This is a genomic window from Belnapia mucosa (assembly GCF_016775475.1).
GTDB classification, from domain to species: domain Bacteria; phylum Pseudomonadota; class Alphaproteobacteria; order Acetobacterales; family Acetobacteraceae; genus Belnapia; species Belnapia mucosa.
Genome location: NZ_JAEUXJ010000011.1, coordinates 64,905 through 90,790, shown reverse-complemented (window position 1 = coordinate 90,790; position 25,886 = coordinate 64,905). Strand labels below are relative to the sequence as shown.

The 25,886-nt window shown below is 70.2% G+C and carries 23 protein-coding genes and 1 tRNA gene; 19 read left to right on the top strand and 5 right to left on the bottom strand.

The genetic code is table 11. The features are described 5' to 3' along the window. Nucleotide 1 precedes the first annotated feature (1 nt). Nucleotides 2-2,026 (bottom strand): ComEC/Rec2 family competence protein, encoded by a 2,025-nt coding sequence (locus JMJ55_RS21765; RefSeq protein ID WP_328702740.1) that lies wholly within the window; start codon nucleotides 2,024-2,026, stop codon nucleotides 2-4. Nucleotides 2,027-2,258: 232 nt separating this feature from the next. Here JMJ55_RS21765 and gltX point away from each other — a divergent pair, with 232 nt between their 5' ends. The 3 genes from gltX to JMJ55_RS21750 all read left to right on the top strand — a co-directional run bounded on the left by gltX (nucleotide 2,259) and on the right by JMJ55_RS21750 (nucleotide 6,087). Beyond that, nucleotides 2,259-3,653: a glutamate--tRNA ligase gene (gene gltX, locus JMJ55_RS21760; RefSeq protein WP_202827707.1), complete on the top strand. Its 1,395-nt coding sequence runs from the start codon at nucleotides 2,259-2,261 to the stop codon at nucleotides 3,651-3,653. 266 nt (nucleotides 3,654-3,919) lie between these two features. Next, complete coding sequence (locus JMJ55_RS21755; RefSeq protein WP_202827706.1) at nucleotides 3,920-5,563, top strand: carboxylesterase/lipase family protein; 1,644 nt, start codon at nucleotides 3,920-3,922, stop codon at nucleotides 5,561-5,563. 74 nt (nucleotides 5,564-5,637) lie between these two features. Further along, nucleotides 5,638-6,087, top strand: a complete 450-nt coding sequence (locus JMJ55_RS21750) for a PaaI family thioesterase (RefSeq protein WP_202827705.1) — start codon at nucleotides 5,638-5,640, stop codon at nucleotides 6,085-6,087. Between the two features lie 11 nt (nucleotides 6,088-6,098). Here JMJ55_RS21750 and JMJ55_RS21745 read toward each other — a convergent pair whose 3' ends face one another. Next, nucleotides 6,099-6,404 carry a hypothetical protein gene (locus tag JMJ55_RS21745; protein ID WP_202827704.1) on the bottom strand — a complete coding sequence of 102 codons (306 nt, stop codon included), beginning with the start codon at nucleotides 6,402-6,404 and terminating at the stop codon, nucleotides 6,099-6,101. A 254-nt stretch (nucleotides 6,405-6,658) separates the two neighbouring features. On the opposite strand from JMJ55_RS21745, the gene JMJ55_RS21740 reads away from it, so the two are divergent. Together JMJ55_RS21740 and JMJ55_RS21735 are read left to right on the top strand one after the other, a co-directional pair. Further along, the gene (locus JMJ55_RS21740) at nucleotides 6,659-7,387 is read left to right on the top strand and encodes a Crp/Fnr family transcriptional regulator (RefSeq protein ID WP_202827703.1); all 729 of its coding nucleotides are present in this window, start codon (nucleotides 6,659-6,661) and stop codon (nucleotides 7,385-7,387) included. 885 nt (nucleotides 7,388-8,272) lie between these two features. After that, complete coding sequence (locus tag JMJ55_RS21735; RefSeq protein WP_202827702.1) at nucleotides 8,273-8,857, top strand: hypothetical protein; 585 nt, start codon at nucleotides 8,273-8,275, stop codon at nucleotides 8,855-8,857. Nucleotides 8,858-8,903: 46 nt separating this feature from the next. Here JMJ55_RS21735 and JMJ55_RS21730 read toward each other — a convergent pair. Then, nucleotides 8,904-8,996 (bottom strand) — tRNA-Ser (locus JMJ55_RS21730). A 73-nt stretch (nucleotides 8,997-9,069) separates the two neighbouring features. Here JMJ55_RS21730 and JMJ55_RS21725 point away from each other — a divergent pair. The 8 genes from JMJ55_RS21725 (at nucleotide 9,070) to JMJ55_RS21690 (ending at nucleotide 17,083) form a co-directional block, all read left to right on the top strand. Next, entirely contained in the window at nucleotides 9,070-9,963 is an 894-nt protein-coding gene (locus JMJ55_RS21725; protein WP_236033914.1) for an ABC transporter permease, read from the top strand. Further along, the gene (locus tag JMJ55_RS21720; RefSeq protein WP_202827701.1) at nucleotides 9,964-11,049 is read left to right on the top strand and encodes an ABC transporter ATP-binding protein; all 1,086 of its coding nucleotides are present in this window, start codon (nucleotides 9,964-9,966) and stop codon (nucleotides 11,047-11,049) included. 13 nt (nucleotides 11,050-11,062) lie between these two features. Then, the gene (locus JMJ55_RS21715; protein WP_202827700.1) at nucleotides 11,063-12,082 is read left to right on the top strand and encodes an ABC transporter substrate-binding protein; all 1,020 of its coding nucleotides are present in this window, start codon (nucleotides 11,063-11,065) and stop codon (nucleotides 12,080-12,082) included. Nucleotides 12,083-12,094: 12 nt separating this feature from the next. Then, nucleotides 12,095-12,925 carry an ABC transporter permease gene (locus JMJ55_RS21710; RefSeq protein ID WP_202827699.1) on the top strand — a complete coding sequence of 277 codons (831 nt, stop codon included), beginning with the start codon at nucleotides 12,095-12,097 and terminating at the stop codon, nucleotides 12,923-12,925. A gap of 254 nt (nucleotides 12,926-13,179) precedes the next feature. Then, entirely contained in the window at nucleotides 13,180-13,572 is a 393-nt protein-coding gene (locus tag JMJ55_RS32075; protein WP_202827698.1) for a con-10 family general stress protein, read from the top strand. 116 nt (nucleotides 13,573-13,688) lie between these two features. Then, nucleotides 13,689-14,804 carry a CaiB/BaiF CoA transferase family protein gene (locus JMJ55_RS21700; RefSeq protein WP_202827697.1) on the top strand — a complete coding sequence of 372 codons (1,116 nt, stop codon included), beginning with the start codon at nucleotides 13,689-13,691 and terminating at the stop codon, nucleotides 14,802-14,804. A gap of 73 nt (nucleotides 14,805-14,877) precedes the next feature. Then, the gene (locus JMJ55_RS21695) at nucleotides 14,878-16,050 is read left to right on the top strand and encodes an acyl-CoA dehydrogenase family protein (RefSeq protein ID WP_202827696.1); all 1,173 of its coding nucleotides are present in this window, start codon (nucleotides 14,878-14,880) and stop codon (nucleotides 16,048-16,050) included. A 67-nt stretch (nucleotides 16,051-16,117) separates the two neighbouring features. Then, nucleotides 16,118-17,083, top strand: coding sequence for a tripartite tricarboxylate transporter substrate binding protein (locus tag JMJ55_RS21690; RefSeq protein WP_202827695.1), 966 nt, complete (start codon nucleotides 16,118-16,120; stop codon nucleotides 17,081-17,083). A 44-nt stretch (nucleotides 17,084-17,127) separates the two neighbouring features. Here JMJ55_RS21690 and JMJ55_RS21685 read toward each other — a convergent pair whose 3' ends face one another. Next, nucleotides 17,128-18,654: an AMP-binding protein gene (locus JMJ55_RS21685; RefSeq protein WP_202827694.1), complete on the bottom strand. Its 1,527-nt coding sequence runs from the start codon at nucleotides 18,652-18,654 to the stop codon at nucleotides 17,128-17,130. 150 nt (nucleotides 18,655-18,804) lie between these two features. On the opposite strand from JMJ55_RS21685, the gene JMJ55_RS21680 reads away from it, so the two are divergent. The 5 genes from JMJ55_RS21680 (at nucleotide 18,805) to JMJ55_RS21660 (ending at nucleotide 23,149) form a co-directional block, all read left to right on the top strand. Further along, nucleotides 18,805-19,788, top strand: a complete 984-nt coding sequence (locus JMJ55_RS21680) for an MBL fold metallo-hydrolase (protein WP_202827693.1) — start codon at nucleotides 18,805-18,807, stop codon at nucleotides 19,786-19,788. Nucleotides 19,789-19,798: 10 nt separating this feature from the next. Next, entirely contained in the window at nucleotides 19,799-20,611 is an 813-nt protein-coding gene (locus tag JMJ55_RS21675; protein WP_202827692.1) for a hypothetical protein, read from the top strand. Next, nucleotides 20,608-21,177: a transcription elongation factor GreB gene (greB, locus tag JMJ55_RS21670; protein ID WP_202827691.1), complete on the top strand. Its 570-nt coding sequence runs from the start codon at nucleotides 20,608-20,610 to the stop codon at nucleotides 21,175-21,177. The genes JMJ55_RS21675 and greB overlap by 4 nt, the downstream gene beginning before the upstream one ends. Continuing rightward, complete coding sequence (locus JMJ55_RS21665; RefSeq protein WP_202827690.1) at nucleotides 21,174-22,241, top strand: ROK family protein; 1,068 nt, start codon at nucleotides 21,174-21,176, stop codon at nucleotides 22,239-22,241. The genes greB and JMJ55_RS21665 overlap by 4 nt, the downstream gene beginning before the upstream one ends. Before the next feature lie 68 nt (nucleotides 22,242-22,309). After that, nucleotides 22,310-23,149 carry an alpha/beta fold hydrolase gene (locus JMJ55_RS21660; protein WP_202827689.1) on the top strand — a complete coding sequence of 280 codons (840 nt, stop codon included), beginning with the start codon at nucleotides 22,310-22,312 and terminating at the stop codon, nucleotides 23,147-23,149. Between the two features lie 18 nt (nucleotides 23,150-23,167). On the opposite strand, the gene JMJ55_RS21655 is transcribed toward JMJ55_RS21660, so the two are convergent. After that, entirely contained in the window at nucleotides 23,168-24,643 is a 1,476-nt protein-coding gene (locus tag JMJ55_RS21655; protein WP_202827688.1) for a DUF2231 domain-containing protein, read from the bottom strand. Nucleotides 24,644-24,836: 193 nt separating this feature from the next. Here JMJ55_RS21655 and JMJ55_RS21650 point away from each other — a divergent pair, with 193 nt between their 5' ends. Continuing rightward, the gene (locus JMJ55_RS21650; RefSeq protein ID WP_202827687.1) at nucleotides 24,837-25,805 is read left to right on the top strand and encodes a Bug family tripartite tricarboxylate transporter substrate binding protein; all 969 of its coding nucleotides are present in this window, start codon (nucleotides 24,837-24,839) and stop codon (nucleotides 25,803-25,805) included. The last annotated feature ends 81 nt before the right edge of the window (nucleotides 25,806-25,886 follow it).

Below are 25,886 nucleotides of genomic sequence, written 5' to 3'. Positions count from 1 at the left end.
CCTATTCCACCGCCGCCAGGGGCTCGGCCGAGGCCAGGCCCCGCGGCCGCGGCACCGGCGGCACCCAGGGCCGGTCGCCGCGATGGGCGCGGTCGCTGAGCACGCGGACGCCGCCCGGCTCCAGCCAGATGGCATGCGGACCGTTTCGCCAGACGGCGAAGCGGTCCACCACCTGCGCTGCGCAGGCGCCCCGCACCGGCTCCGCCGAGACCACCACCGCGGCGCTGGCGCAGGCCGCTCCAGGTGCCTCGCCACGCAGCAGCACGGCCCGGGGCAGCCCCTCCCCTGGGTCGAGCCGGCAGGCGCCGCCGGTGCAGCGCACGACGCCGCCGGCTGCCTCGCCATCCCGCGGCAGGGCCGTGACCTGGGCCACGCCAAGCTGGCGCTGCCAATTCTCCCGCACCAGCGCGGAGCTGCCCGAGAGCTTCTGCAGGTAGAGCTCGCCCCCCGCCCGCAGCGCGATCAGCCGCCCGTCGCCCGAGACCAGCAGATCTGGCGGCCGGTCCAGCGCCCCGCTGCCAAGGCCGAGCAGGATCAACGGCACGCCGGCCAGCCGCCAGCTGGTCCGCCAGAGGCAGAGCCAGACCATCCCGAAGGCGCAGCCGCCGAGGCCCCAGGCCGGGATCGGCGGCACGGAGAGCGCAGCGCCCGGCCAGCCGGCGACCGCATGGGCGACCGCCAGCACGGCCTCCACCCCCCAGCCCATCGGCAGCAGGGCGAAGCGTTCCAGCCCGAAGGGCATCAGCAGCGCTGCCAGCATCCCCGCCGGCATCACCAGCAGCGAGGTCAGCGGCACCGCGACCGCATTGGCCAACACGCCATAGACCTGGAGCCGGCCGAAATGGTGCAGGCCGAAGGGCGTCGTCGCCGCGCCGGCGAGCAGCGAGGTCGCCACCAGCCCGAACCCCGCCAGTATCAGGCGCCGCCGCCAGCTCGCACCCGGCCCGGCCGCCGGCAGGCGCGGCCGCAGCCAGTCCCAGCCGGCGATCAGCGCCAGCACCGCGGCAAAGCTCATCTGGAAGCTGGCGCCGAGGATCGCCGCAGGCTGCACCAACAGCACCACCGCCGCCGCCAGCGCCAGGGCCCGGAGCGTCAGCACCCGCCGCCCCGCCAGCAGGCCGAGCGTCCCGAGCGCCGCCATCAGAAAGCTGCGCAGCATCGGCACCTGCCCGCCGGTCAGCAGCATATAGGCCCCGCCCAGCGCCAGCGCCGCCACCGCCGCCACCGGCTTCAGCGGCAGCCGCAGCGCGAGGCCGGGCACCAGCGCCAACAGCGCGCGTAGCACCCAGAAGCCCAACCCCATGACCGCGACGATATGCAGTCCGGAGACCGAGAGCAGATGCGCCAGCCCGGAATCCCGCATGGCCGCGAGGTCGCCGGCCGGGATGGCGCTCTGCCCGCCGGTGAGCAGCGCCGCCGCGACGGCGCCCGGCGCCCCGGGCAGCACCGCCGCCACCCGCGCTTCGATTCCGGCGCGGAGGCCAGCGAAGACCGGCGCGGCCTCGCCCGGCAGGACCTCCGCCGGGCCGAGCGCGCTGCCGCTGCCGCCGAGGCCGGAGAACCAGGCATGGCGCTGGAAGTCGAAGCCGCCCGGCTGGGTCGGCCCGCCCGGCGCCCGGATCAGGGCCCGCACCCGCAGCCGGTCGCCGGGCCGCGGCCGGGCCGGGTCATTGGCGCGCAGCCGGATGCGGATCTGGCGTGACTCGGGCGGGCCCTCTCCGAAGCGGGGCGCGGCGAGGGTGACGCGGCGGCCTTCCGGCAGCGCCTCGACATTCACAACCTCACCCAGCACGACGGTCGCGGTGCGTGGCGGCTCCAGCGCCGGCGGCTGGGCCGCCGTGGTCCAGCCGGCCACGGCGAAGCCGAGCGCCGCGGCGGCGGGCAGGCCGGTGCCGAGGCCAAGCATCGGGTGCCGCACTCCGAGCCAGAGCGCGAGCAGCAGCAGGGGAGGCGCAAGCCACCAAGCCGCCGGTGGGGGTTCCGACGGCAAGGCGAAATAGACCAGCATGCCCACGGCCAGAGCCACGACCAGCCATAAGGCAAGCCGAGGGCGTTCGGCCGCGAGGAGGGGTTCCCACGCGGCCGCCAGCGCGGGTTTGCCGGGCCATCGGGGGGCTGGCCGAGCAAACGCGGACGACATTTCTTTCCCGATATTTCACCGTGTTCGGAACGAATGCAACTGGAACCTGCCGGTCCCCAGGCTTTCCCCCCGCAGCCGGCCGGGGCTATACGGCGCGCAACCCCTTCAGGCCCGAGCCATGTCCGTCCGCACCCGCTTCGCCCCCTCGCCCACCGGCTTCCTGCATATCGGCGGGGCCCGCACTGCCCTCTTCAACTTCCTCTTTGCCCGCCATCATGGCGGCGAATACCTCCTCCGCATCGAGGATACCGACAAGGCGCGCTCCACCGCCGAGGCGGTGCAGCAGATCCTCGACAGTCTCGCCTGGCTCGGCCTCTCGCCGGATGAGGCGCCGGTGATGCAGTCCAGCCGCGAGGCCCGCCATGCCGAGGTGGCGCGGGAACTGCTGGCCCGCGGCGCCGCCTATCTTGCCTTTGACACGCCGGAGGAGCTGGCCGCGATGCGGGCCGAGGCGGAGGCCGCCAAGCGCCCGTTCAAGTATGACGGCAGCCGCTGGATCGGCCTCGACCCCGCCGCCGCCCCCTCGGTCGCGCCAGTGATCCGCATCAAGGCCCCGCGCGGCGGCGAGACGGTGGTGCCGGACCTGGTGCAGGGCGAGGTGCGCGTCGCCAATGCCGAGCTGGACGACATGATCATCCTCCGCTCGGATGGCACGCCGACCTATCTGCATGCGGTGGTGGTGGACGACCACGACATGCGGATCACCCATGTCATCCGCGGCGACGACCACCTGACCAACACCTTCCGTCAGTGCATGGTCTATGACGCCATGGGCTGGCACCGGCCGCATTTCGCGCATATCCCGCTGATCCATGGCGCCGACGGCGCCAAGCTCTCGAAGCGCCACGGCGCCGTCGGCGTGATGGAATTCGAGGCGCAGGGCTTCCTGCCGGAGGCGGTCTGCAACTACCTGCTGCGCCTCGGCTGGGGCCATGGCGACGAGGAATTCGTCCCCCGCCCGCGCGCGATCGAGCTCTTCGACCTGAAGGATGTCGGCCGTGCCGCCTCGCGCATGGATTATGCGAAGCTGACGCATCTGAACGGCGTCTATCTCCGCGCCGCCGATGATGCGCGGCTGACGGAGGAGGTGCTGAAGCGCCTCACTCGCCGCGGCGTCGATTTCGGCACGCTCGGCGGCGACCGCGTGCGCGCCCTGATGCCGGCGCTGAAGGAGCGGGCGAAGACGCTGGAGGAGCTGACCTCCGCCGCCGCCTTCGCCGCGCAGGAGGGCCCGCCCGCCCTCGATCCCAAGGCCGCCGCGCAGCTCACGCCCGAGGCCAAGGCCCTGCTCGCCGACCTCGCGCAATTCCTGAACGACGCGCCCTGGGAGCAGACGGATCTGATGAACTGGCTGCGCGACTACAGCGACGTGAAGGGGATGAAACTCGGCCAGGTGGCGCAGCCGCTGCGCATCGCCCTCAGCGGCAGCACCCAGAGCCCGCCGATCGATGCCGTCCTCGCCGCGCTCGGCCGGACCGAGGCGATGGACCGCATCCTGGCCGCGGCGGGGTAGCGTTTCCCCCTGTCTCGGCGGCCATGCTGGACCGCCGGGCAGAATTGGGGGAAGCAGGATCGGCACGGCGCGGCGGCGCATGCTGGCCGCCACCGGGCTCCGCGCTGCAGCGGCAGGCCAGGCGCCTCATCCGCCGCGACGCTGGAGATCGAGGCGCTGGCGGCTCTGCGCGGGCTGCGGCCGCTGCTGCAACGAGGCTGAGCCCGGCCTTCTCCCGCCCATCCCGCTGCGTCATGCTCCCGGCCAAAGACCGAGGAAGCCCGTCCATGACCGAAAGCCGAGCCGCGATGCCGCGTCGCCCCCTTCTCTCCGCCGCCGCCCTCGCCGCCCTGCCCCTCCCCGGCCTCGGCGGTCGCGCCCTGGCGGCGACCGAGCCGCTGGCCGAAACCGCCCAGGGCAAGCTGCGCGGCAGCTCCACTGATGGCGTGATGAGCTTCAAGGGCATCCCCTATGCTGCCAGCCCGCTCGGCGCCGCCCGCTTCACGCCGCCGCAGCCGGCCGCGCCCTGGGCCGGCGAGCGTGATGCGATTAGGCACGGCCCCGCGGCGCCCCAGCTCCGCGGCAGCAACCTGCCGGTCTTCGCCTATACCGACCTCGCCACGCCGCAGAGCGAGGATTGCCTGACGCTCTGCATCTATACGCCCGGGCTGCGGGACGGGAAGCGGCGGCCGATCCTGGTCTGGCTGCATGGCGGCGCCTGGAGCACCGGCGCCGGCACGGTCCCCGTGCTCGATGGCAGCGCCCTGGCGCGGGAACAGGATGTCGTCGTCGTTGCCGTCAACCATCGCCTGAACCTGTTCGGCTTCCTCCAGGATTCGGGGCTGCCGCAAGGCGCCGGCAATAACGGCGTGCGGGACATGATCGCGGCGCTGCGCTGGGTGCGCGACAATGCCGAGGCCTTCGGCGGCGATCCCGGCTGCGTCACCATCTTCGGCCAGTCCGGCGGCGCGGCGAAGGTCAGTGCCATGATGGCGGCCCCGGAGGCGAAGGGGTTGTTCCACCGCGCCATCATGCAGAGCGGCTCCGGCGCGCTGCGCCTGGCCTCGCCCGAGGATGCCGCCCGCGCCGCGCATGGGCTGCTCACGGAATTCGAGCTGCGTCCCGGCGACGCGGCGCGGCTGCGGGAGATCCCCACCGACCGGCTGCTGGCGGCCATGGCCAAGGTGGTCGCAGCCAATGGGGGCGCCAACAACTTCCGCCCGGTGCTGGATGGCGTGGTGTTCCAGGCGCATCCCTTCGACACCGCCGCGCCGGCGCCGGCCCGGGAGGTGCCGCTGCTGATCGGCTCGGCCGAGACCGAGATCACCTTCTACCTCGCCCCGAACGAGGCGAATTTTGCCCTCGGCGAGGAGCAGCTGCGCCGGCGGGTGCAGCGCTTCCTCCGCATCGATGCCGCGACTACCGACCGGATCCTGGCGGAGTATCGGGCCGCGCTGCCCCAGGCCTCGCCGAGCGACCTGCTGGTGGCGATCGGGTCGGACCAGAATTACCGCATGGGCATGATCCAGGCCGCCGAGTTGAAGGCGAAATCGGGCGGGGCGCCGGCCTGGCTCTACCTCTTCGACTGGCGCAGCCCGGCCATGGGCGGGCGGCTGCGCACCCCGCATACGGCGGAACTGCCCTTCGTCTTCGGCAATCTCGGCACGGCGGCCGAATTCACCGGCCAGGGGCCCGAATTGCCGGCGGTGCGGCGGCGAATGATGGCGCTCTGGGCCGGCTTCGCCCGCACTGGCCGGCCGCAGGGGCCTGACCTGCCGGAATGGCCCGCCTATGAGGCGGAGAGCCGCCCGACCATGCGCCTCGGCAATGAGGCGCGGCTCGCCAAGGACCCGGCCGGGGCGGAGCGCCGTGCGCTGCAGCCGGTGCCGCGCTTCGAATACAGCCATTCGGTGACCTTCGCCCGCGACTGAACCGGACTGCCCCCGGCTTGCCCGGCCGGGGGCGGCTTGCCATGCTGCACCGCACCGGCGGCGAAGGAGAGGGCATGGCTTTGACGCATCCGAGCATTCCGGATGACGTGCCCGAGGGCTTCGTCCTCGCCACCCATGGCGGCGCCTATGCGCAGGAGCTCGGCCCATTCTGGTCGAAGCGCGGCGAGGCCGAGGTCAGCCTCGGCCTGCGGCTGCAGCCCCGGCACTGCAATTCAGTCGGTGCCGCGCATGGCGGCTTCCTCGCCACGCTGGCCGATCTCGGGCTGATCCATGCGGCCGCGGTGATGCGCGAGCGGGCCGGCTGGCCGCGCCACCAGCTGACGACGGTGAACCTCGCCCTCGACTACCTCGCCCCGGCGCGGGAGGGCTGCTGGCTGGAGATCCGGGCCGAGGTCACCCGCCTCGGCCGCAATCTCTGCTTCACCGAAGGCGCCCTGCTCGCGGATGGGCGCCGCGTGGCCCGGGCCAGCGGGGTGATGGCGGTGCTGGGGCCGCGGGACTAGCCGGGGTCGGGTCAGGTCAAGCGCTGGCGCTCCGCCCCCAGCAGCCGCTCCACCGCATCCAACACGCCGCGGATTCGCGGCTCCTGCTGGGCCGGATCGATCTGGATCGGGCGCCAGGGCGCCATGTCCACCATCGCCAGGACATCCGGATCCTTGGGCCGCGACGGCGCCGAGCCTAAGGCCAGCAGCGCCGAGCGCGCGGCGGCGCGGGCGCTGGCCAACGCCGCCAGGGGCAGGCCGTGATGCAGGCAGTGCTGGGCCAGCCTCGAGGCCGCCAAGGCGCGCCGCGTGGCAACCGAATTCGAAATGGCAGGCATGAGATGCAGCCTCCCTTGGTTATTGTCCCTGATTCCTAGACCTATCCCACGCCGCTCGCCTGTCCGCTGATGTACCTCAGCTAGGGCGCAGGCGCTGCCGCCAGGCACGGCAATGTGTGCCCGCCGTGCCCCGTCCGGCCATTGCGGTACAGACCTTTGCGCAGCGAGGGTTGATATCGAATACACCTGTGCCGTTCCGGCTGCGCTGGACAGAATGAAGCCGGTGCTCCCGCCAACTCTGTGAGGAGCGACTCTTGCATTCCCTCCCCTCACCGTCTCGACCCCGGAACCGGCTGCTGAACGCGCTACCGCCCGAGGAGTTGGAACAGCTCTGGCCGCGGCTGGAGCCGGTCGATCTGAACCTGCGGGCCGTGGTGCAGGCGCCGGCCAAGCCCATGCAGGCGGTTCATTTCATCGAGTCCGGCTGGTGCTCCATGGTGGCGACGCTCGAGAATGGCGACAGCGCCGAGGTGGGCATCATCGGGCTGGAGGGCATGATCGGCCTGCCGCTGCTGCTGGATGACGAGCTCGACGACCTGGAAGGCATGGTCCAGTCCCCCGGCACCGCCTTCCGGATGGCTGCCCCGGCATTCCGGGAAGCGCTCGACGAGCTGCCCGGCTTTGCCCGGCTGCTGCGGCGCTATTCTTTGGTGCACCACGGCCAGGTGGCGCGGACCGCGGCCTGCAACGGGCGTCATCTGCTGAACCATCGCCTGGCGCGCTGGCTGCTGATGGCCCATGACCGCAGCGAGGACGACATCGTCCCCGTCACGCACGAATTCCTGGCGATGATGCTCGGGGTGCGGAGGGCGGGCGTGACGGTTGCCGCCAGCGCGCTGCAGAAATCGGGCTTGATTCGCTATGCTAGCGGCCGCGTTACCATCACCGACCGGCCCGGGCTCGAGGCCGCGAGTTGCGAATGCTACCACGTGGTCCGTCGCGCCGAGGAACGGCTGTTCGAGCCACGCCGCGACGCCAACTGAGGCTTGTGCAAACTCTGCGCCCAACCGTCGGTCTTTAACAAAATGCGACATATCTTGTCGCTTTTTCTACCACTGGTGATCGGTTCCGTACCCGATCACTCATCCTTTCTGCCATTCATCCAGCCCAAGGGGCCAGAAGGATTACAAATTGAGCAGCAGACCGCTGAAATAATATTCACACGTAGTAATGTGGCTATTGCAACGAGATTGTCTGGTGCCATCCTCGCGGGGTGGACCAGCGACCTCCCCGCCTCTGGGCTGTATGGATCGCCGTAATGCTCTTGGCGTGCGCCTATGGTGTTGCGCTGCTGTTGCTGATCGACTGAATAACGAGGCAAGGGTCGGCTCCTGTCACACCTGTGGCGTGTCGACCTTCAGCGCCCCCTGGCCACTCCGGCCCGACCACCAAACGGCTGAAGCCCGGAGATCGATGGCGTCCTGCGTCGGCCCGGCTTGGGCTGATGTTTGCTCCAATAGCGAGAGGTTCGCATCCCACCGGCTTGACGGCCACTCAGTGCCAATCCCGTCGCTGGTCTCGATCGCTCCCATCATGAAGGCTCCAGCAATGGGGCCCATCCATTGGCAACCGACATACTGAGTCCCGACAAACCGAGGACTAGAGTAGATGATTTTTATTTTCATATAGATATAATATATCAGGAACCGAATGGACCTCGCACCAAACTGAAGACTTATCCAATTAGCAATTATTGCAGAAAGGCGTAGACCGTGTTGGACGACATTCTTCTCGTCGCTTTCCTATGTGGCATCGCCACCCATGCCGGCATCGGCGTGGCCGTCAAAGTTGCTCCGGCGTTCGGCATAGCGGTTCTGGCGGGTTTCGCGAGAGGAAGAACCTCCGCCGCTTAACAGTTGGCAGAACGGATGCGCCACCGCTGCGAGCTTTCCTTCGGCGGTGAGCACGCCATCGGCAGGTTCAAGCCGGAATACTGGGATAACCCGTTCGGAATCGAGGGACGTGTCATGAAGCATTCGGCCAAGCGTCTTCTCTGCATCGGGGCGCCGATCCTGACGCTCGGGATGGCCGCCCTGTTCGGGCAAAGCGGATACCGCGCCTTCACAGCAACCTTCGGCCTGCCCCTGGCAGCGCAGCTCAAGACCATCTCGGATGGGATCAATGCCGAGGCACCGAAACCGATCGATGGCACGACCATGCTCCTGCGGACCTATGTCGAAGGCAATACGATCGTCTATCGCTATGCCCTCGCCTCGCCGATCGAGGGCAATCATCGGAGCTACGCGCAGCGGCAGAAGCAGGCGAAATTCAGCACGGCCTGCGAGTTGCTCGGCCAATTCGAGACTACCGATGCCGATGCCGATCCGCGGGTAGCCCATCAGTATGTCGACTCGGCCGGCACCTATGTGAGCTGGACCCTGGATGCCAAGGAATGCGCCGCGCAGCGCAAGGGCAACTCTGCCTCCGCCGACTCCGGGACCGGTGCAGGCTGATCGCCAGCCTGAGTGGTGATGCCGGCGGGACGGAACGGAAGCCAAGTGGCGGAGGGGATGGGATTCGAACCCACGATAGAGGTTGACCCCCTATAACGGTTTAGCAAACCGTCGCCTTCAGCCACTCGGCCACCCCTCCGCAGGTGCAGCACGGCTCACGACGTATGCAGGCGCGGTTCATACAGGCGGCGCCACCCTCCGTCAAACCCTGCATGGCCCTGCAATCCTTGACCGGGGCGGTTTCCCCCACCACCCTGCCGGCGGGAGACGGGTTCGGGGGTGCAATGGCAGGGTGGCGGCTGCAGAGGCTGGCTTTTGGCCTGGCGGTGGGGGGCGCCTATGCGCTGATCCTCGCACCGGTGCTCGCCGTCATGCTGATCAGCCTCTTTGCGCAGGAGATCGTCTCCTTCCCGCCCGACGGGTTCACCCTCGCCTGGTATGGCAATGCCTGGGACAGGCGGGAATTCGCCCGCGGCTTCGCCACCTCCCTCCAGCTCGCCCTCATCGCGGCGGCGATCGGCGTGCCGCTCGGCACCGCGGCGGCGCTGGCGCTCGATCGCAGCTTCCGCGGCCGCTGGCAGGCACTGGGCGGGGCGCTGAACACGCTGCTGCTCGGCCCGCTCGCCGTGCCTGGGCTGGTCGCCGGGACGGCGCTGTATATCTTCTATGTCCGCGCCGAATTCTGGGTGGATGACGACATCAAGGGCACGCTGCCCGGCCTGGTCGCAGCGCATGTGCTGCTGACCATCCCCTGGACGGTGCGCATGGTCCTCGCCTCGCTCGCCGGGCTCGACCGCGCGCCGGAGGAAGCGGCGGCCAATCTCGGCGCCCGGCCTTTCACCGTCTTCCGCCGCGTCACCCTGCCGATGCTGCGCCCGGGCGTGGTCGCCGCCAGCCTGTTCAGCTTCATCCAGAGCTTCGAAAATCTGGAGCTCACCCTGCTGCTGGTCGGTCCCGGCCGCACCACCCTGCCGGTCGCCATGCTCAACTATCTGGAATTCCGCATCGACCCGACCCTCGCGGCCGTCGCTACGGTGCAGATCCTGCTGGTGGGCGCGCTGATGCTCGTCACCGACCGCTTCGTCTCGCTGAGCCGGGTGGTCTGAATGGGCACGCTCGGCCTCGACTCCCTCTCCCGCCGCTATGGCGGCACGGTTGCGGTGGAACGCGTCGATCTCGAGGTCGCGGAGGGCGAGCTGGTGGCGCTGCTCGGCCCCTCCGGCTGCGGCAAGACGACGACGCTGCGCATGGTCGCCGGCTTCGTCCCGCCCAGCAGCGGCACGGTGCGGATCGGCGGGCGGGATGTGACGCGCCTGCCGCCGCATGCGCGCGACACGGGGATGGTGTTCCAGTCCTACGCGCTGTTCCCGCATATGTCGGTCGGCCGCAATGTCGCCTTCGGGCTCGAGATGCGGGGCATCGGCAAGGCCGAGCGCGAGACCCGCGTGCGGGAGGCGCTGCGCCTGGTCCGGCTGGAGGGGTTGGAGGACCGGCTGCCGCGCCAGCTCTCGGGCGGGCAGCAGCAGCGGGTGGCGCTGGCCCGCGCGCTGGTGGTGAACCCGGCGGTCTTCCTGCTGGATGAGCCGCTCTCGAACCTCGATGCCAAGCTGCGCGCCGAGGTGCGGGCCGAGATTCGCGGGCTGCAGCAGCGGCTCGGCCTCACCACCCTCTTCGTCACCCATGACCAGGAGGAGGCACTGACCATGGCCGACCGGCTGGTGGTGATGGAGCGCGGCCGGGTGCGACAGGTCGGCACGGCGGAGGCGATCTATGCCCGCCCGGCCGATCTCTTCGTCGCCGGCTTCATCGGCCGGATCAACGTCCTGCGCGGCCGGCTTGAGGGGCCGGGCCGGTTCCTCGCCGAAGGCCCGACCGGGCCCGCCGCCACCCTGCCCTGCCCGGCCGCAACGCCGCCCGCCCGCCCGGTGCTGACCATCCGGCCGGAGCGCATCGGCATCCGGCCCGGCGCCGAGTCCGGCATCCCCGCCCGTCTGGTGCAGACCGCCTATCTCGGCCCGCGCACCGAATACCACTTCGACCTCGGCACGCCGGGCAGCGGCCCGGTGCCGCTGCTGGCCATCCGCGACACGCCCGGCCCCGCCGAGCCGCTGCACCGCCTCCGCACCGGCGATGCGGCCGGCCTGCACTGGGAAGCCGAGGACGCCCTGTTGCTGCCCGACGATCCCGCCTGAAGGAGACGCAACCATGCTGACCCGCCGCACCGCCCTCGGCGCCGGCCTCGCTCTTCCAGCCCTTCGCATCGCCCGCGCGCAATCGGCGCAGGTCGTGGTCGGCACCTGGGGCGGCGATTATGGCGACCTGCTCTCGGCGAATATCGACAAGCCGCTGCTCGCCCCGCGCGGGGTCGAGGTGGTGCAGGATGTCGGCCCGCAGGACCCGCGCAAGACCAAGCTGATCGCCGAACGCCAGTCGCGCCGCGGCAGCATGGATGTCTGCTGCCTCTCGGATGTCGACATGTTCACCCTGGCGCAGCAGGGCGTGTTCGAGCCGATCGATCCCGCGCGGGTGCCGAACCTCGGCAAGGCCATCCCCTCGCTGAAGCGGCCCTATTCGGTGCCGCATATCTACTCGGCCAAGGTGATCCTGTACAACCCGGCCAAGGTCACCGCGCCGCCGCAGGGCTATGCCGATCTCTGGGACCCCAAATACCGCGGCCGGGTCGGGCTGGTGGACATCCTGCATCTGCAGAACATGGAAGCCGCCTCGATCGCCGCCGGCGGCGACGAGCACAACTACGAGCCGGGCAAGAAGAAGCTGATGGAGCTGCGCAGCCTCGATGCCAAGGTCTATCCCTCGAACGAGGCGCTGGCGGCGGCGCTGAAGTCGGAGGAGATCTGGCTGACCATCATGTGGCTGGCCCGCGGCTTCATGTGGAAGAAGTCCGGCATCCCCGTCGAGGCTGCGGTGCCGAGCGAGGGCGCGACCAGCATCTGCTTCGAGATGGCGGTACCGAAGAATGCCCGCAACCGCGACGGTGCGCTTGCCTATCTGAACGCCGCGCTGGATGCCCGCGCGCAGACCGCCTTCGCCGACCGCATGGGCTATGCACCGACCGTCACCGACGCCCAGCTCCCACCCGAGCTCGCCAGGCAGATCAGCCTGACGCCGGAGCAGCAGGCGAAGCTGCGCACGCCCGACTACGAGTACATCGCCAAGAACCAGTCGGCGCTGATCGATTTCTGGAACAAGGAGTTCAAGCGCTAGGACGCCCCTGCGATGGCCGCGCTGGTCCTCCCCGCGACGCTGCTGGTGCTCGGCCTGCTGGTCGCGCCCATGGCGATCCTTTTCCGCATCAGCCTCGACCGCTACAGCCCGACCGAGCTGGTGCAGGAGGCGCTGACCGGCGAGAACTACCTGCGCGCCATCGCCGACCCCTATTACCGGGAGGTGCTGGGGACGACGCTCGGCATCGCCCTGCTCTGCACGCTGCTGGCGCTGCTGATCGCCTTTCCGGCCGCCTGGTGGCTGGCGCGGCTGGAGGGGCGGCGGCGGAGCCTCGCCGTCATCCTCACCCTGTTTCCGCTGCTGGTCGGCAATGTGGTGCGGGCGGCGGGCTGGATGGCGCTGCTCGGCCGCGACGGCGCCATCAATGCGGCGCTGCGCGGCCTCGGCCTGATCCGTGAGCCGCTCGGCCTGCTCTACACCCCGGGCGCGGTCGTCGCCGGCATTGTCGCCGTGGTGGCACCCTACATGATCCTGACGCTCGCGACGGTGATCGAGGCGATCCCGCGCAACCTCGAGGAAGCGGCGGCCAATCTCGGCGCCAGCCCGGCCGCCGCTTTCCGCCGGGTGGTGCTGCCGATGGCGCTGCCCGGCATCGCCGCCGGCTGCGTGCTCGTCTTTATCCTCTGCATGAATGCCTATGCGACGCCGGTGCTGCTCGGCGGACCGCAGTTCAAGATGATGGCGCCGGCCGTTTTCGACCAATTCGTGCGCGGGACCAACTGGCCTTTCGGCGCGGCGCTCGCTTTCATCCTGCTGCTGGTCACGCTGGCATTGACGCTCGCCGGCAGCGCCGCCCTCTCCCGCCGTACGGCACCGCGTTGAACCAATCGTCGCGCCAGCAAAACTGGTGCACAACCCGCATTGAGTCCGTTGCGGCCACGGTCTCGCAACTGGCCGAGCCACAGCTTGCGCTGCCACTGCTTATGCCGGCTTCGGATAGTTTATAATATTGATTTTTCGGTGTTTTTTCCCACTTTTGTGCAACTTTCCCGGCAAACCTCAGGGCCTGTGGACGTTCTCCCCTCGCAGGTCGCAACCAAGGCGGCCACGCAGCGAACGAAACAGGGAACGAGACCATGGCCAATAGCGGCAACAGCAATCCCGGTAACTTCGCCAACGACCGCGAGAAGGCTTCGCGCGCCGGCCATACCGGCGGCACCCATCAGGGCGCCGAGAACAACCCGGGCAACTTCGCCAATGACCGCGAGAAGGCCGCTGAGGCCGGCCGCATCGGCGGGCAGCACCAGGGCAAGGAAAACAATCCGGCCAATTTTGCCAACGACCGCGGGAAGGCAGCCGAGGCCGGCCGCATCGGCGGGCAGCACCAGGGCAAGGAAAACAACCCCGGCAACTTCGCCAATGACCGCGGGAAGGCGGCCGAGGCCGGCCGCGTCGGTGGCCAGCACAGCCATGGCGGCGGCGGCAACAGCGGTGGTGGTTCCAGCGGCGGTGGCGGCGGCGGCCGCTAAGCCCCGGGCCGGAGCCTGAGAATGTGGGGGGCCGGCAGCAATGCCGGCCCTTTTCGCTTTCCGCTTCCGCAAATCGATTAGCCTGCTAGGCTTCCGCCGAGAGTGGAGGAAGCCCGATGGGTCCGTTGAAGGGTCTGCGCGTCCTGGAATTCGCCGGCATCGGCCCCGGCCCCTTCTGCGGCATGGTGCTGGCCGATCTCGGCGCCGAGGTGATCCGCCTCGAACGCAAGGGCGCCGCACCCCCTGCAGCCGAGGATTTCGTCCTCCGCGGCCGCCGCAGCATCGGCCTCGATCTGAAATCGCCAGTTGCGATCGAGGCGGCGCTCCGCCTGGTCTCGACCGCGGATGCGCTGATCGAGGGCTTCCGCCCTGGCGTCATGGAACGCCTCGGCCTGGGGCCCGATGCCTGCCTCGCCCGCAACCCGCGTCTCGTCTACGGCCGCATGACCGGCTGGGGGCAGGAGGGGCCGCTGGCCCAGACGGCGGGGCATGACATCGACTACATCGCCCTCACCGGCGCGCTGCATTCCATCGGCCGCGCCGGGGAACGCCCCGTCCCGCCGCTGAACCTCGTCGGCGATTATGGCGGTGGCGGCATGCTCCTCGCCCTCGGCCTGCTCGCCGCGCTGCTGGAGGCGAAGTCCAGCGGCCGCGGTCAGGTCGTCGATGCCGCCATGGTCGATGGCGCGGCGCTGCTGATGGCGCCGATCTATGCGGCGAAGGCGCGCGGCCTCTGGTCGAATGAGCGCGGCACCAACAGGCTCGACGGCGCCGCCCCCTGGTATGACACCTATGAATGCGCCGATGGCCGCAGCATCGCGGTCGGGCCGATCGAGCCGCAATTCTTCGCCGTGATGTGCGAGAAGCTTGGGCTCGATGCCACCCGCTTCCCGGACCGGATGTCGCCCGAGGCCTGGCCGGCGCTGAAGGGTGAGCTCATCGCCATCTTCCGCAGCCGCACCCGCGACGACTGGGCCGCCCTATTCGAGGGGACGGATGCCTGCATCGCCCCGGTGCTCGACATGGATGAGGCGCCGGCGCATCCGCACAACCGCGCCCGTGGCACCTTCCTCAACCGCGACGGGGTGGTGCAGCCCGGCCCCGCCCCGCGCTTCAGCCGCACCCCGGCCGAGGCCGGCCCGCCGGCCGAGCCCGCGACCGAGGCGGTGCTGGCGGAATGCGGCTTCAGCGCGGCCGAGATCGCCGCCCTCCGCAATGCCGACGCCATCTGAGTTCCGTTTGGTCGCGTGATTCACGCCTCCGGCCGTTCCGGCCTCCGGCGACCACGCTCAGGGGAGAAACGCCATGGACACCAACCCCGCCCTGCCCGGCCGCAGCCTCGCCGGCCCCCGCACCGTCTACAACTCCGACCATGAGATGTTCCGCGACCAGGTGCGGCGCTTCTTCGAGAAGCACATCGTCCCGCATCACCGGCAATGGGAGCGCGACGGCATCGTCCCCCGCTCCGTCTGGCTCGAGGCCGGCGCGGCGGGCCTGCTCTGCCCCATGCTGAGCGAGGAGTATGGCGGCGCCGGTGCCGATTTCGGCTACAGCGCCATCATCATCGAGGAGATCGCGCGAACCAACTGCACCGGCCCCGGCTTCCCGCTGCATTCCGACATCGTCGTCCCCTACATCGCCGACCTCGCCAGCGAGGAGCGGAAGCGCGAATGGCTGCCGAAGATGGCGCGCGGCGAGATCATCGGCGCCATCGCCATGACCGAGCCGGGGATGGGCAGCGACCTCAAGGCCATGCGCACCACGGCGCGGCGTGAGGGCGACCACTACGTCATCAACGGCTCCAAGACCTTCATCAGCAACGGCCAGCTCGCCGACCTCGTCATCGTCTGCGCCAAGACCGATCCGGCGGCCGGCCGCAAGGGCATCTCGCTGATCTGCGTCCCCGCCGGCACGCCGGGCTTCACCAAGGGCCGCAACCTCGAGAAGATTGGCCTGCATGCCCAGGACACCTCCGAGCTGTTCTTCGAGGATGTCCGCGTCCCCGTCGGCAACCTGCTCGGCGAGGAGAACAAGGGCTTCAGCTACCTCATCCGCAACCTCCCGCAGGAACGCCTGGTCATCGCCGTCCGCGCCGCGATGGGCATGGAGGTGATGCTGGAGAAGACGGTGGACTATGCGAAGGAACGCCAGGCCTTCGGCCAGCCGGTGATCGATTTCCAGCACAACCGCTTCAAGCTGGCCGATGCCAAGGCCCAGGCGACGATGTTCCGCGTCTTCGCCGACCACTGCCTCGCCCTGCATCTGCGCGGCGAGCTCACGGTCGAGCTGGCGGCGACCGCGAAGCTGCTGGGCGCCGAGATGCAGAACCGGCTCTTCGACGATTTCCTGCAGATCCATGGCGGCTATGGCTATATGGCCGAATACGAGATCGGCCGCGCCTGGGCCGATGCCCGGGTCGGCCGGATCTATGGCGGCAGCAGCGAAATCATGCGCGAGATCATCGGCCGGACGCTGTAGGCTCCGCTCGGCCCTGCCGCCCGCGCGGCGGGGCCGCAATGACAAGACGATCCGGGACGAACGATCCATGCCGCATGCCACCCGCCGCGCCCTGCTCGGCGCCAGCCTTGCCCTGCCCGCCCTCGCCGCCCGCGCCCAGTCGCGCTTCCCCGAGCGCCCGATCACCCTCCTCGTCCCCTTTCCCGCCGGCGGCGCGACCGATGTGCAGATGCGCGCCCTGGCCGAGGCGGCGAGCCGCGCCTTCGGCCAAACCGTCGTAACCGAGAACCGCCCCGGCGCTGGCAGCACCCTCGGCCCCGCCGCTGTCGCCCGGGCGAAGCCCGATGGCTACCTGGTCTCGCAGATGACGCTGCCGGCGCTGCGCCTGCCCTTCATGCAGCGCATGGCCTATGATCCGCGGCGGGACTTCACGCCCATCATCCACCTGACGGGCTATACCTTCGGCATCGTCGTGCGCGCCGAGAGCCCCTGGAAAACCTGGCAGGAGGTGGTGGCCGATGCGCGACGCAATCCGGGCAAGCATCGCTGGGGCAATACCGGCGCCAACGGCACCCCGCATCTGGCCATGGTCGACCTCGCCGAGCGGGAGAAGCTGGAAGTCGTCCATGTTCCCTTCCGCGGCGAGGCGGATGCGGTGCCCGCCCTGCTCGGCGGCCATATCGAGGCGACGGCGGCCGGCACCGGCCTCTACGAGCTGATCAAGGAAGGCAAGCTCCGCCTGCTGAATGTCTGGACGCCCGACCGCCGCCCCGGCTTCCCCGAGGTCCCGACGCTGCTGGAGCTTGGCTATCAAGGGATGGTCATCACCTCGCCCTATGGCCTCGTCGCGCCGGCCGGCCTCGACCCCGACATCACCGCCGCCCTGCATGAGGGCTTCCGCCGCGCCCTGCACGACCCGTCGCATCTGGCGGTGCTGGCCAAGCTCGACCAGCCGCTGCAATACCTGAACAGCGCCGACTATGCCCGCAACATGGCGGAGACGATCGATATGGAGGAGGCGCGAGTGAAGCGCCTCGGCCTCGGCGCGGGGTGATTCCCTCCCCAAGGCGCCGCTGCGCGGCACCGTGGGGGCCCCGGTTATCCTGCCGCTGGCAGGTAGCGCTCCTTGAGGATCCGCCGCAGCAGCTTGCCCGCCTCCGAACGCGGCAGCTCCTCGGCGAATTCATAGCTGCGCGGCCGCTTCACGCCGGAGAGCCGGTCGCGGCACCAGGCATCGAGTTCCGCCGGCGCGACCTCGGCACGCGGCACGATCACCGCATGCACCTGCTCGCCCATCTCTGCATGCGGCACGCCGACGACGGCGACCTCGCCCACCGCCGGATGCTGCGCCAGCACCGCCTCGATCTCGGCCGGGTATATGTTGACCCCGCCCGAGAGGATGAGGTCCGCCCGCCGGTCCGAGAGGAAGAGGAACCCGTCCTCGTCCAGCCAGCCGAGATCGCCGAGCGTCGCCCAGCCGCGTTCGTCGTAGCAGGCCGCCGTCTTGTCGGGCGCGTTGTGATAGGCGAAGCGCGGCCCGCCCTCGAAGCAGATCACGCCCGTCTCGCCCGGCGGCAGCTCCTGCCCGTCCTCGCCAGTGATATGGATCGTCACGCCATTCACCGGCCGGCCGACGGAGCGCGGCTTGTGCAGCCAGGTCTCGCTGTCGATCACCGTGGTGCCGATGCCCTCGGAGCCGGCGTAGTATTCATAGAGGATCGGCCCCCACCATTCGATCATCGCCCGCTTCACCGGCACCGGGCAGGGCGCCGCCGCATGGATGGCGACGCGGTGGGAGGAGAGGTCGTGCCGGTGCTTCACCTCCTCCGGCAGGGCCAGCAGCCGCACGAACATGGTCGGCACCCACTGGCTATGGGTGATGCGGTGGCTTTCGATCACGGCGAGGCATTGCGCTGCGTCGAATTTGCGGAGGATGACGGCGGTGCCGCCCTCCAGCAGCGTGCGGCCCACATAGCCGAAGGGCGCGGCATGATAGAGCGGCGCCGGCGAAAGATAGGTCACGCTCTCGTCGAAGCCGTAGAGCGTCTTCCAGGTCATGTCCCACATTGGCGCGTCGCGCTGCTCATGCGGCAGCATCGGCCGGCGGATGCCCTTGGGCAGGCCGGTGGTGCCGGAGGAGTAGAGGAATTCCCGCCCCAGCGGCCGCTCCGGCAGGGGCGCCTCGGCATCCTCCGCCGCCAGCGCCGCCTCGTAGCTCTCATAGCCGGCGAGGCCGGCGCCGAGCGCGTAGCGCGGCCGGTCGCCGAGCGCGCCTTCCGCCACCAGCGCCGCGGCCAACCCTTCCAGCTCCGGGCTGACGACCAGCAGCTTCGCGCCGCTGTCGTTCAGCACATAGGCCACCTCATGCGGCCGCAGATGGATCGAGAGCGGGGTGAAGTAGAGTCCCGCCAGCCGCGCCGCCTCGGCGAGTTCGAGGAATTCTGGCCGGTTGTCGAGCAGCACCGCGATGCCGTCGCCCGCCTGCAAGCCGCGGTGGATGAGCCAATGCGCCGCCCGCCGCGCCCGCGCCTGCAACGCGCCGTAGCTGACCACCACGCCGGTATCGGGAAAGATGGCAGCCGGCTTTGCTGGCTGGCGATCGACCCAATAGGCCAGTTGCGGCATGCATGATCCTCCCTTTCCGCCAAGGGTGGCGGCAGGCATGGCCGGCCGTCAATCGGGCGCACCCGATGCGAATTTCCTCGCCGATGCCCGCTTCGGTTGTGCCATGCTGATGTACCGCAAGCGATTGCGGGACTGAATTCGGAGGAAACGATGCTCCAACTGAACCGCCGTGCCCTGCTCGGCGCGGCCGCCGCCAGTGCTGCGCTGCCCCTGGCCGCCCATGCCGCCGCACCCTTCCGCAACGAGCTTCCGCCGGCATGGCACCGCTTCAAGCTCGGCAGCTACGAACTCACCATCATCTCCGACGGCTCGCTGCCTCTCGGCAAGCCGGAGCCCGCCTTCCCGGCCTCGCCGCCCGAGGAGATCCGCAACCTGCTGACCAGCAATTTCCTCGATCCCGCCTCGGCGACGCTCGAGCAGAATGCGCTGGTGCTGAATACCGGCCGCCAGCTCATCCTCTTCGATACCGGCATGGGCGAGAGCATGGGCGCCGCGAGCCAGATGTTCGGCCCGACCACGGGGCGGCTGCTGCGCAACATGAAGGCCGCCGGAATCGACCCGGCGCAGATCGACATGGTGATCCTGACCCATGCGCATTGCGACCATTGCTGGGCGCTGGTCGACGCGCAGGGCAACCGCAATTTCCCCAATGCCCAGGTGGCGCTGAGCGAGACCGACCTGAAATTCTGGACCGACGATGCCAACAAGAAGGGCCCGGAATTCATGGTGCCCTTCATCGATGGCGCGAAGAAGAATCTCTCGGCTTATCGCGACCGCATGGTGATGGTGCAGGACGGAAAGGAAGTGGTGCCCGGCGTCACCGCCTTCGCCACACCCGGCCACACCATGGGCCACATGGTCTATTTCATCGCCGACGGCAACAACACCATCGTCAATACCGGAGACCTGGCGCATCATCAGGTGCTGCTGCTGAAGAAGCCGCTCTGGGAATTCTCCTTCGATACCGACCCGAAGCTCTCGGCCCAGTCGCGCTTCAAGATGCTGACCCGGCTGGCGGCCGACAAGCACCCGGTCATATCCTACCACTTCCCCTGGCCCGGCCTCGGCCATGTGGGCAAGGCCGGCGAGGGCTTCGAGTGGTATCCCGCGCCCGTCAATGTGACGACCATGTAGAGGAGAGCCCATGCCGCTGGCCGAATTGCGCGAGGCCGAGGCGCCGCCCGAGATCGGCGCCATCTATGCCGGGCTCCGCGCCGCCAGCGGCGTGCCGCTGGTGAACCTGATCCATCGCCACCTGGCGACGATGGACGGAGTGCTGCCCTGGCTCTGGTCCGCCATCCGCCCGCCGCTGGAGGATGGCAGCCTGGCCGGGGCGCGAGAGAGGCTGGCGGCCAGCCTGGCGCTGCCGCCGCTCGCTCCCCTCCCCGCCACGGCCTGGGCGAAGGCCGGACTCGACGCGGCGGATCGCCCAGCCATCGCCGCCCTGGTCGAGACCTATAACCGCGGCAACCTGACGAACCTGATCCTGCTGACGGCGCTGCGCCGTGCGCTGGAGGACGCACCGGCTGCCCCGGCCCCGCCGTCGCCCCGCCTGCCCCAGCCCGCCATGCTGCCCCCGCCACCGCCCCTTCCGCGGCTGGAAGACCTGCCGCCCGCCATCGCCGCGCTGGTGCGGGGCCTCGCCGCCCGGCATGGCGGCGCGGTGGTGCCGAGCCTCTACCTCCATCTCGCCCATTGGCCGCCCCTGCTCGCCGCCCTGCCCGGCTGGGCCGGGGCGCTGCTCGACCCGCCCGCTATCGCCGCGGGGCGCGAGGCTGCAGTCCACCTCGCTGCGGCGGAAGCCGATGCGCTCCGCCCGGCGCTCGCCATCCCCGGCCCCGTCCCGAATGGCCATGGCCCCGCGGCGCTCGCCGCCATCGCCCGCTTCAGCCGCGAGGTCATCCCCGGCATGGTCCCGGTCGGCCTCGGCCTCCGCCGCCTGCTCGCCACGCCATGAGCGAGGATGACGAGGACGAGGAGGCGGGTCCGCCCGGCCTGCCCCCTGGCACGCCCTTCTACATGACCCCCGCCGGCCATGCCGCGCTCACCGCCGAGCTGCACCGCCTCTGGTCCGAGGAGCGGCCGAAGGTGGTCGAGGTCGTCTCCTGGGCCGCCGGCCTCGGCGACCGGTCGGAGAATGCCGACTACCAGTATGGCAAGCGCCGGCTGCGCGAGATCGACCGCCGCGTCCGCTTCATCCGCAAGCGGCTGGAGCGCGTCCAGGTGGTGGACCCCGCCGCCCAGCCCCGGCGGAACAAGGTCTATTTCGGCGCGACGGTCACCTATGCGCGGGAGGATGACCGCGAGGTGACGATCACCATCGTCGGCGTGGATGAGGCCGATACGGCGCAGGGGCGCATCTCCTGGGTCTCGCCGGTGGCGCGGGCCCTGCTCGGCGCCGGGATCGGCGACTTGGTCCGGGTCCGCACCCCGCAGGGCCTGGAGACGCTGGAGGTGGTCACGATCCGCTACCCCGAGCCTGAAGCGAAACGGCCAGGCGCCAGCGGCGTTGGCGCCGCATGACCGAACAGGCCCGCCGGCCCAATCCCCCCGGCTTCCCCGCCCATGGCGCGACCGAGCTTCCGGCCGTCACCGTCGATACGGCCAACGCCACGCTCCGCACGCCGGAGGGCTTCCTCGGTGACAAGGCCAGCAGCACCGCCTTCCGCGCCATCCTGGCGGAATGGCGGAAGCGCCTGAAGGCCGTGGACAAGGAGGACCCCTTCGGCGACGCCGCGCCCGAAACGATCCCCCGCCGCCAGCTCGACAAGCTCCTTGCCGAGGGCGACCCGGAACTGGCCGGCCTGGTGCATGGCGTGGTCGAGGAATTCGCCCAGTCCTTCGCCACGGTCTGCAAGCGCCTGCTGAAGCTGAAGGAGTGGCAGGACACCGAACGCATCGTGATCGGCGGCGGCCTGCGCGGCAGCCGCGTCGGTGAACTGGCGATCGGCCGCGCCGCCATGCTGCTGAAGGGCGAGGAGATCACGGTCGAGCTGGTGCCGATCCGGCATGACCCGGACGAGGCGGGGATGATCGGCGCCACGCAGCTCGCCCCGCCCTGGATCTTCCTCGGCCATGATGCGCTGCTCGCGGTCGATATCGGCGGATCCAACATCCGGGTCGGGCTGGTGCGGCCGCATCTCAAGAAGGCGCCCGACCTTTCCGAGGCCTGCATCTGGGAAAGCGAGATCTGGCGCCACCGCGAGGACAAGCCGGACCGCGAGGCGGCGATCGACCGGCTGGTCGCCATGCTGCAGGCGATGCTGCACAAGGCGGAGAAGCGCGGCCTCGCCGTCGCGCCCTTCATCGGCATCGGCTGCCCGGGCCATATCGAGCCGGATGGCAGCATCGCCCATGGCGCCCAGAACCTGCCCGGCAATTGGGAGAGCGATCGCTTCAACCTGCCCGCCAAGCTGCATGCCGCCCTGCCTGAGATCGGCGGCCATGGAACCGTCGTCGTCATGCACAACGATGCGGTGGTGCAGGGGCTGAGCGAGGTGCCCTGGATGGGCGATGTGAAGCACTGGGGCGTGCTGACCATCGGCACCGGCCTTGGCAATGCCCGCTTCACCAACCGCAAGGGCTGAGCCCGCCTGGACAGCGGCCACCGCCCGCCCGATGCTGCACCGCGATAACTGAGGGGAAGCGGACAGGCATGGCGGAATTCCTGGCGCGGCTCGAGGCCGCCTCCCGCCGCATCGAGACGCTCTGCGGCGAAGGCCGCATGGTCTGGCGGGTCTGGGGCGAGCCGGGCGGCGGGACGCCGCTGGTCCTGCTGCATGGCGGCTCCGGCTCCTGGCGGCATTGGGCGCGCAATATCGAGGCGCTGTCGCGCGGCCGGCTGCTGGTCTGCCCGGACCTCCCCGGCCTCGGCGACAGCGCTATGCCGCCGCGCGCCGAGAGCCCGGCCCCGGTCGCGGCCATCCTGCGGGAGGGCTTGGCCGATGTGCTGGCCGGGGCGCGCTATGACCTCTGCGGCTTCTCCTTCGGCGCGCTGCTGGCCGGCCATGTCGCGGCCCAGGCGGGGGAGGAGTTGCGCAGCGTGACGCTGGTCGGTGCCGGCGCGCTCGGCCTGGCGCGGCAGATCACGCCCCTGGTCAAGGTCCGCAGCGAGACCGGCGAGGCCCGCATCGCCGCGCATCGCCACAACTTGGCGACCCTGATGTTCGCCGATCCCGGGCGGATCGATGCCCTGGCGCTCGAGATCCAGGAGGCGAACACGGTCGCCGCCCGGTTCCGCAGCCGCGGCTTCGCCAGCACCACCAGCCTGAAGGACGCGATCGCGAAGGCCCGCGTCCCGGTCGCGCTGATCTATGGCGAGCGCGACGCCATCGCCTGGCCGGAGATCGACCGCCGCTTCGCCGCGTTGCGCGAGGTGCAGCCGGAGGCCTGGACCGGCCTGATCCCCGGCGCCGGGCATTGGGTGGCCTATGAGGCAGCGGAAAGCTTCAACGCCGTGCTGGCGGATATGCTGACGCGCCGGCTTGGGACCTGACAGCAAGACCCCAGGACATTACGCCCCCTCCAGCAGCCTGATCTTGAGGTCCCGGAAGGCCCGCTGGAAGCGCCCGACCCGCTGCTCCTCCATCATCGCTTCCAATGCCCGGCCCAGCTCCCGCAACCGGGCATCGCCGAGGCGCTGGGCTTCCCGGAACATCGATCGCTCCTCCGAGCCTGCATGGTGGTCCACCGCGGCATGCAGCGCCCGCAGATGCTCGTCGAACTCGGGGCTCGCCGTATCCAGCTTCAGCGTCATGGCGAGCAGGTCGGCCAGCTGGCGATGCTCGGAATGGGCGATGGAGACATCCTCGCTGACCGGGCGAACCGCCGGATAGAAGATGTGGTCCTCGATATGCTCATGGATCTCGAGCTCCGAGGCGAGGGTCCGCATCAGCTCGCGGCGTTCCGACGCCTGGCGCGGCGTCGCCTCGATGGTCTCGAACAGCCGGCGGATGAGCTGATGATGCTCCACCAGCACCTCGTCGGCCTTCCGGCCCGCTTGGGTGCCTGCCGGCTGTGCGTTGCAGGGCGCGGCCGCCAGGGTTTCGGCCGTGACGACCTCGTCACCCGGCTCCTGCTCACGCCTGATCTCGACGATGCCGTCCCTCAGGCGGACCTCGTAGCGCGGCTGCGGGCAGGTCGAGGGACCGGTATCCGGCCACCCCGTCTCCAGGTCATACCGCGAGCCATGCCAGGGACAGACCAGCGCGTTGCCGAGCACCCAGCCCTGGTCCAGCGGCCCGCCCATATGGGAACAGCGCGCACCCAGGGCATGCACCCGCCCGCCGCGGCGGACCAGGACGACGCCGATATCCTGCCGCGTATCCTCGTCCCGGATCTCGACCCGCCGCGGCCGGTTCTCCGCCAACTCGGCGAGCGGCAGCACGGGCTTGAAGTCGCGCGGTTCCGGGCTGCGATCCGCCTGGTCGACGCCGATCCGCCGGCGATAGACCATGTGCCCGCCAAGATAGCCGCCCACGGCCATGCAGGCCCAGCCGGCGGCGCTGGCAAGCCTTCCCTCCCGCAGCCGACCCCGCCCGCGAAGGCCGATCGAGGCCAGGGTCAGGGCGAGCGCGGTGCCGTTGACGATGCCATGGACCAGGCCGACGCGGCGGTCGCGGCCATTGACATGCTGCCAGTCCGCCAGGCCCGTCGCCGCCGCGGCGACGGCGCCCGCGGAGCCGGCCTTCAGTGCGATCTCGGCCGCGGCTGCCGCGCCGCGCGAGCGGTAACCAAGCGCCGCCAGGAGGTCGAGCCCGAGCGCCAGGGTCCAGGTTCCGATCGGGATGGTGACCAGCATCGGGTGGATGGGGTGGCCAAATCCGGTGCCATGCAGGGCATCCCCGATCTTTGCCGCAGGACGCCCTGCGATCTGCGCCGGCCGGGCGATGGCGGTCTCGATCGCGTAGCCCGGCCGGTCCAGCGGCACGGCACCTTCGATCCGACCGATGCCCGCATTGGCGGCCTTCGCAAACCCTCGACGCTTCATGGGGTGCCCTTGTCCTCGCATTCGCCGGGCAGCCATGCGATGCGCCGCAGCCTGAGCTCAATGCGTCCGGCCTTGCGCGGTTCGCCGCGATGCGCGCAAGGAACCTGAAAGGGCCTGCGGGCGAGGGACCGCCCCGCTCGTTGCGCCCCATGTCGCGCACCGCCACCATCGCCGCGACCGGGGAGAAACAGCCATGCCCAGCACCACCCGCCGCAGCCTGACCACCCTCGCCGCCTCCCTTCTCGCCACGCCCGCCCTCGCTCAATGGGCCCCGACGCGTCAGGTGCGGCTGATCGTCCCCTTCTCCCCCGGCGGCGGCGCCGATACCACCGCCCGGCTCTTTGCCCCGAGCTTCACCGCCTTCTTCGGCCAGCCGGCGGTGGTCGAGAACCGGGCCGGCGCCGGCGGCACCATCGGCGCGGCGGAGGTCGCGCGCGCCGCGCCGGACGGCACCACCCTGCTGGTCGATGCCGCCAACCAGGCCGTGGCGCCCTTCCTCTTCCGCAACCTGCCCTTCGACTATGCCACCGGCTTCACCCCGATCAGCCGCGTCACCGTCTATCCACTGATTCTCGTGGTCCGGCCGGACAGCCCGCTGCGCAGCCTCGACGCCCTGCTGGCCAAGGCGCGGGCCGAGAAGGGGCGCGTCACCTACAGCTCCTCCGGCAATGGCATTTCGAACCACATCGCGACCGCGGTGCTGGCCGACCGGGCCAAGGTGGAGTTCAGCCATGTGCCCTATCGCGGCGGCGGACCGGCTCTGGCTGCGGTGCTGGCCGGCGATGTCGATTTCGGCTTCGCGACCGTCGCCAGCGCCGCGGCCCTGGCCCAGGAGGGCCGGCTCCGCACCCTCGCCATCTCGACCGCCGAGCGCATCCCCTCCCTGCCCGATGTGCCGACCGTCGCCGAGCTTGGCTTCCCCGGCTACGACCAGACCGAGTGGAACGGCGTCTACGGTCCCGCCGGCCTGCCGCCCGCCATCGCCGAGCGCCTGCACGCCGCCTGCCGCGCCGCGCTGGCGGAGCCCAAGGTCGCCGAGCGCCTGACCGCCCTCGGCGCCATCGGCCTCGGCAACAGCCCGGCCGAGTTTGCCGAGTATCTGAAGCGGGAACGCGCGGCGATGGCGGTGCTGGTGCGGGAGGCCGGGATCACCGCCGATTAGGCTTGCGCCGGCGGCGCAGCGCATTTATAGGAATATATGCATCACCGTGCCGAACGGATGGTGCCGCTTTTCCGAAGCCGG

Excerpts from the sequence above, each read along its gene's own strand:
- gltX (WP_202827707.1), top strand. The coding sequence starts at position 2,259 with ATGTCCGTCCGCACCCGCTTCGCCCCCTCGCCCACCGGCTTCCTGCAT.
- JMJ55_RS21755 (WP_202827706.1), top strand. The coding sequence starts at position 3,920 with ATGACCGAAAGCCGAGCCGCGATGCCGCGTCGCCCCCTTCTCTCCGCC.
- JMJ55_RS21750 (WP_202827705.1), top strand. The coding sequence starts at position 5,638 with ATGGCTTTGACGCATCCGAGCATTCCGGATGACGTGCCCGAGGGCTTC.
- JMJ55_RS21745 (WP_202827704.1), bottom strand. The coding sequence starts at position 6,404 with ATGCCTGCCATTTCGAATTCGGTTGCCACGCGGCGCGCCTTGGCGGCC.
- JMJ55_RS21735 (WP_202827702.1), top strand. The coding sequence starts at position 8,273 with ATGCGCCACCGCTGCGAGCTTTCCTTCGGCGGTGAGCACGCCATCGGC.
- JMJ55_RS21725 (WP_236033914.1), top strand. The coding sequence starts at position 9,070 with ATGGCCCTGCAATCCTTGACCGGGGCGGTTTCCCCCACCACCCTGCCG.
- JMJ55_RS21720 (WP_202827701.1), top strand. The coding sequence starts at position 9,964 with ATGGGCACGCTCGGCCTCGACTCCCTCTCCCGCCGCTATGGCGGCACG.
- JMJ55_RS21715 (WP_202827700.1), top strand. The coding sequence starts at position 11,063 with ATGCTGACCCGCCGCACCGCCCTCGGCGCCGGCCTCGCTCTTCCAGCC.
- JMJ55_RS21710 (WP_202827699.1), top strand. The coding sequence starts at position 12,095 with ATGGCCGCGCTGGTCCTCCCCGCGACGCTGCTGGTGCTCGGCCTGCTG.
- JMJ55_RS32075 (WP_202827698.1), top strand. The coding sequence starts at position 13,180 with ATGGCCAATAGCGGCAACAGCAATCCCGGTAACTTCGCCAACGACCGC.
- JMJ55_RS21700 (WP_202827697.1), top strand. The coding sequence starts at position 13,689 with ATGGGTCCGTTGAAGGGTCTGCGCGTCCTGGAATTCGCCGGCATCGGC.
- JMJ55_RS21695 (WP_202827696.1), top strand. The coding sequence starts at position 14,878 with ATGGACACCAACCCCGCCCTGCCCGGCCGCAGCCTCGCCGGCCCCCGC.
- JMJ55_RS21690 (WP_202827695.1), top strand. The coding sequence starts at position 16,118 with ATGCCGCATGCCACCCGCCGCGCCCTGCTCGGCGCCAGCCTTGCCCTG.
- JMJ55_RS21685 (WP_202827694.1), bottom strand. The coding sequence starts at position 18,654 with ATGCCGCAACTGGCCTATTGGGTCGATCGCCAGCCAGCAAAGCCGGCT.
- JMJ55_RS21680 (WP_202827693.1), top strand. The coding sequence starts at position 18,805 with ATGCTCCAACTGAACCGCCGTGCCCTGCTCGGCGCGGCCGCCGCCAGT.
- JMJ55_RS21675 (WP_202827692.1), top strand. The coding sequence starts at position 19,799 with ATGCCGCTGGCCGAATTGCGCGAGGCCGAGGCGCCGCCCGAGATCGGC.
- greB (WP_202827691.1), top strand. The coding sequence starts at position 20,608 with ATGAGCGAGGATGACGAGGACGAGGAGGCGGGTCCGCCCGGCCTGCCC.
- JMJ55_RS21665 (WP_202827690.1), top strand. The coding sequence starts at position 21,174 with ATGACCGAACAGGCCCGCCGGCCCAATCCCCCCGGCTTCCCCGCCCAT.
- JMJ55_RS21660 (WP_202827689.1), top strand. The coding sequence starts at position 22,310 with ATGGCGGAATTCCTGGCGCGGCTCGAGGCCGCCTCCCGCCGCATCGAG.
- JMJ55_RS21655 (WP_202827688.1), bottom strand. The coding sequence starts at position 24,643 with ATGAAGCGTCGAGGGTTTGCGAAGGCCGCCAATGCGGGCATCGGTCGG.
- JMJ55_RS21650 (WP_202827687.1), top strand. The coding sequence starts at position 24,837 with ATGCCCAGCACCACCCGCCGCAGCCTGACCACCCTCGCCGCCTCCCTT.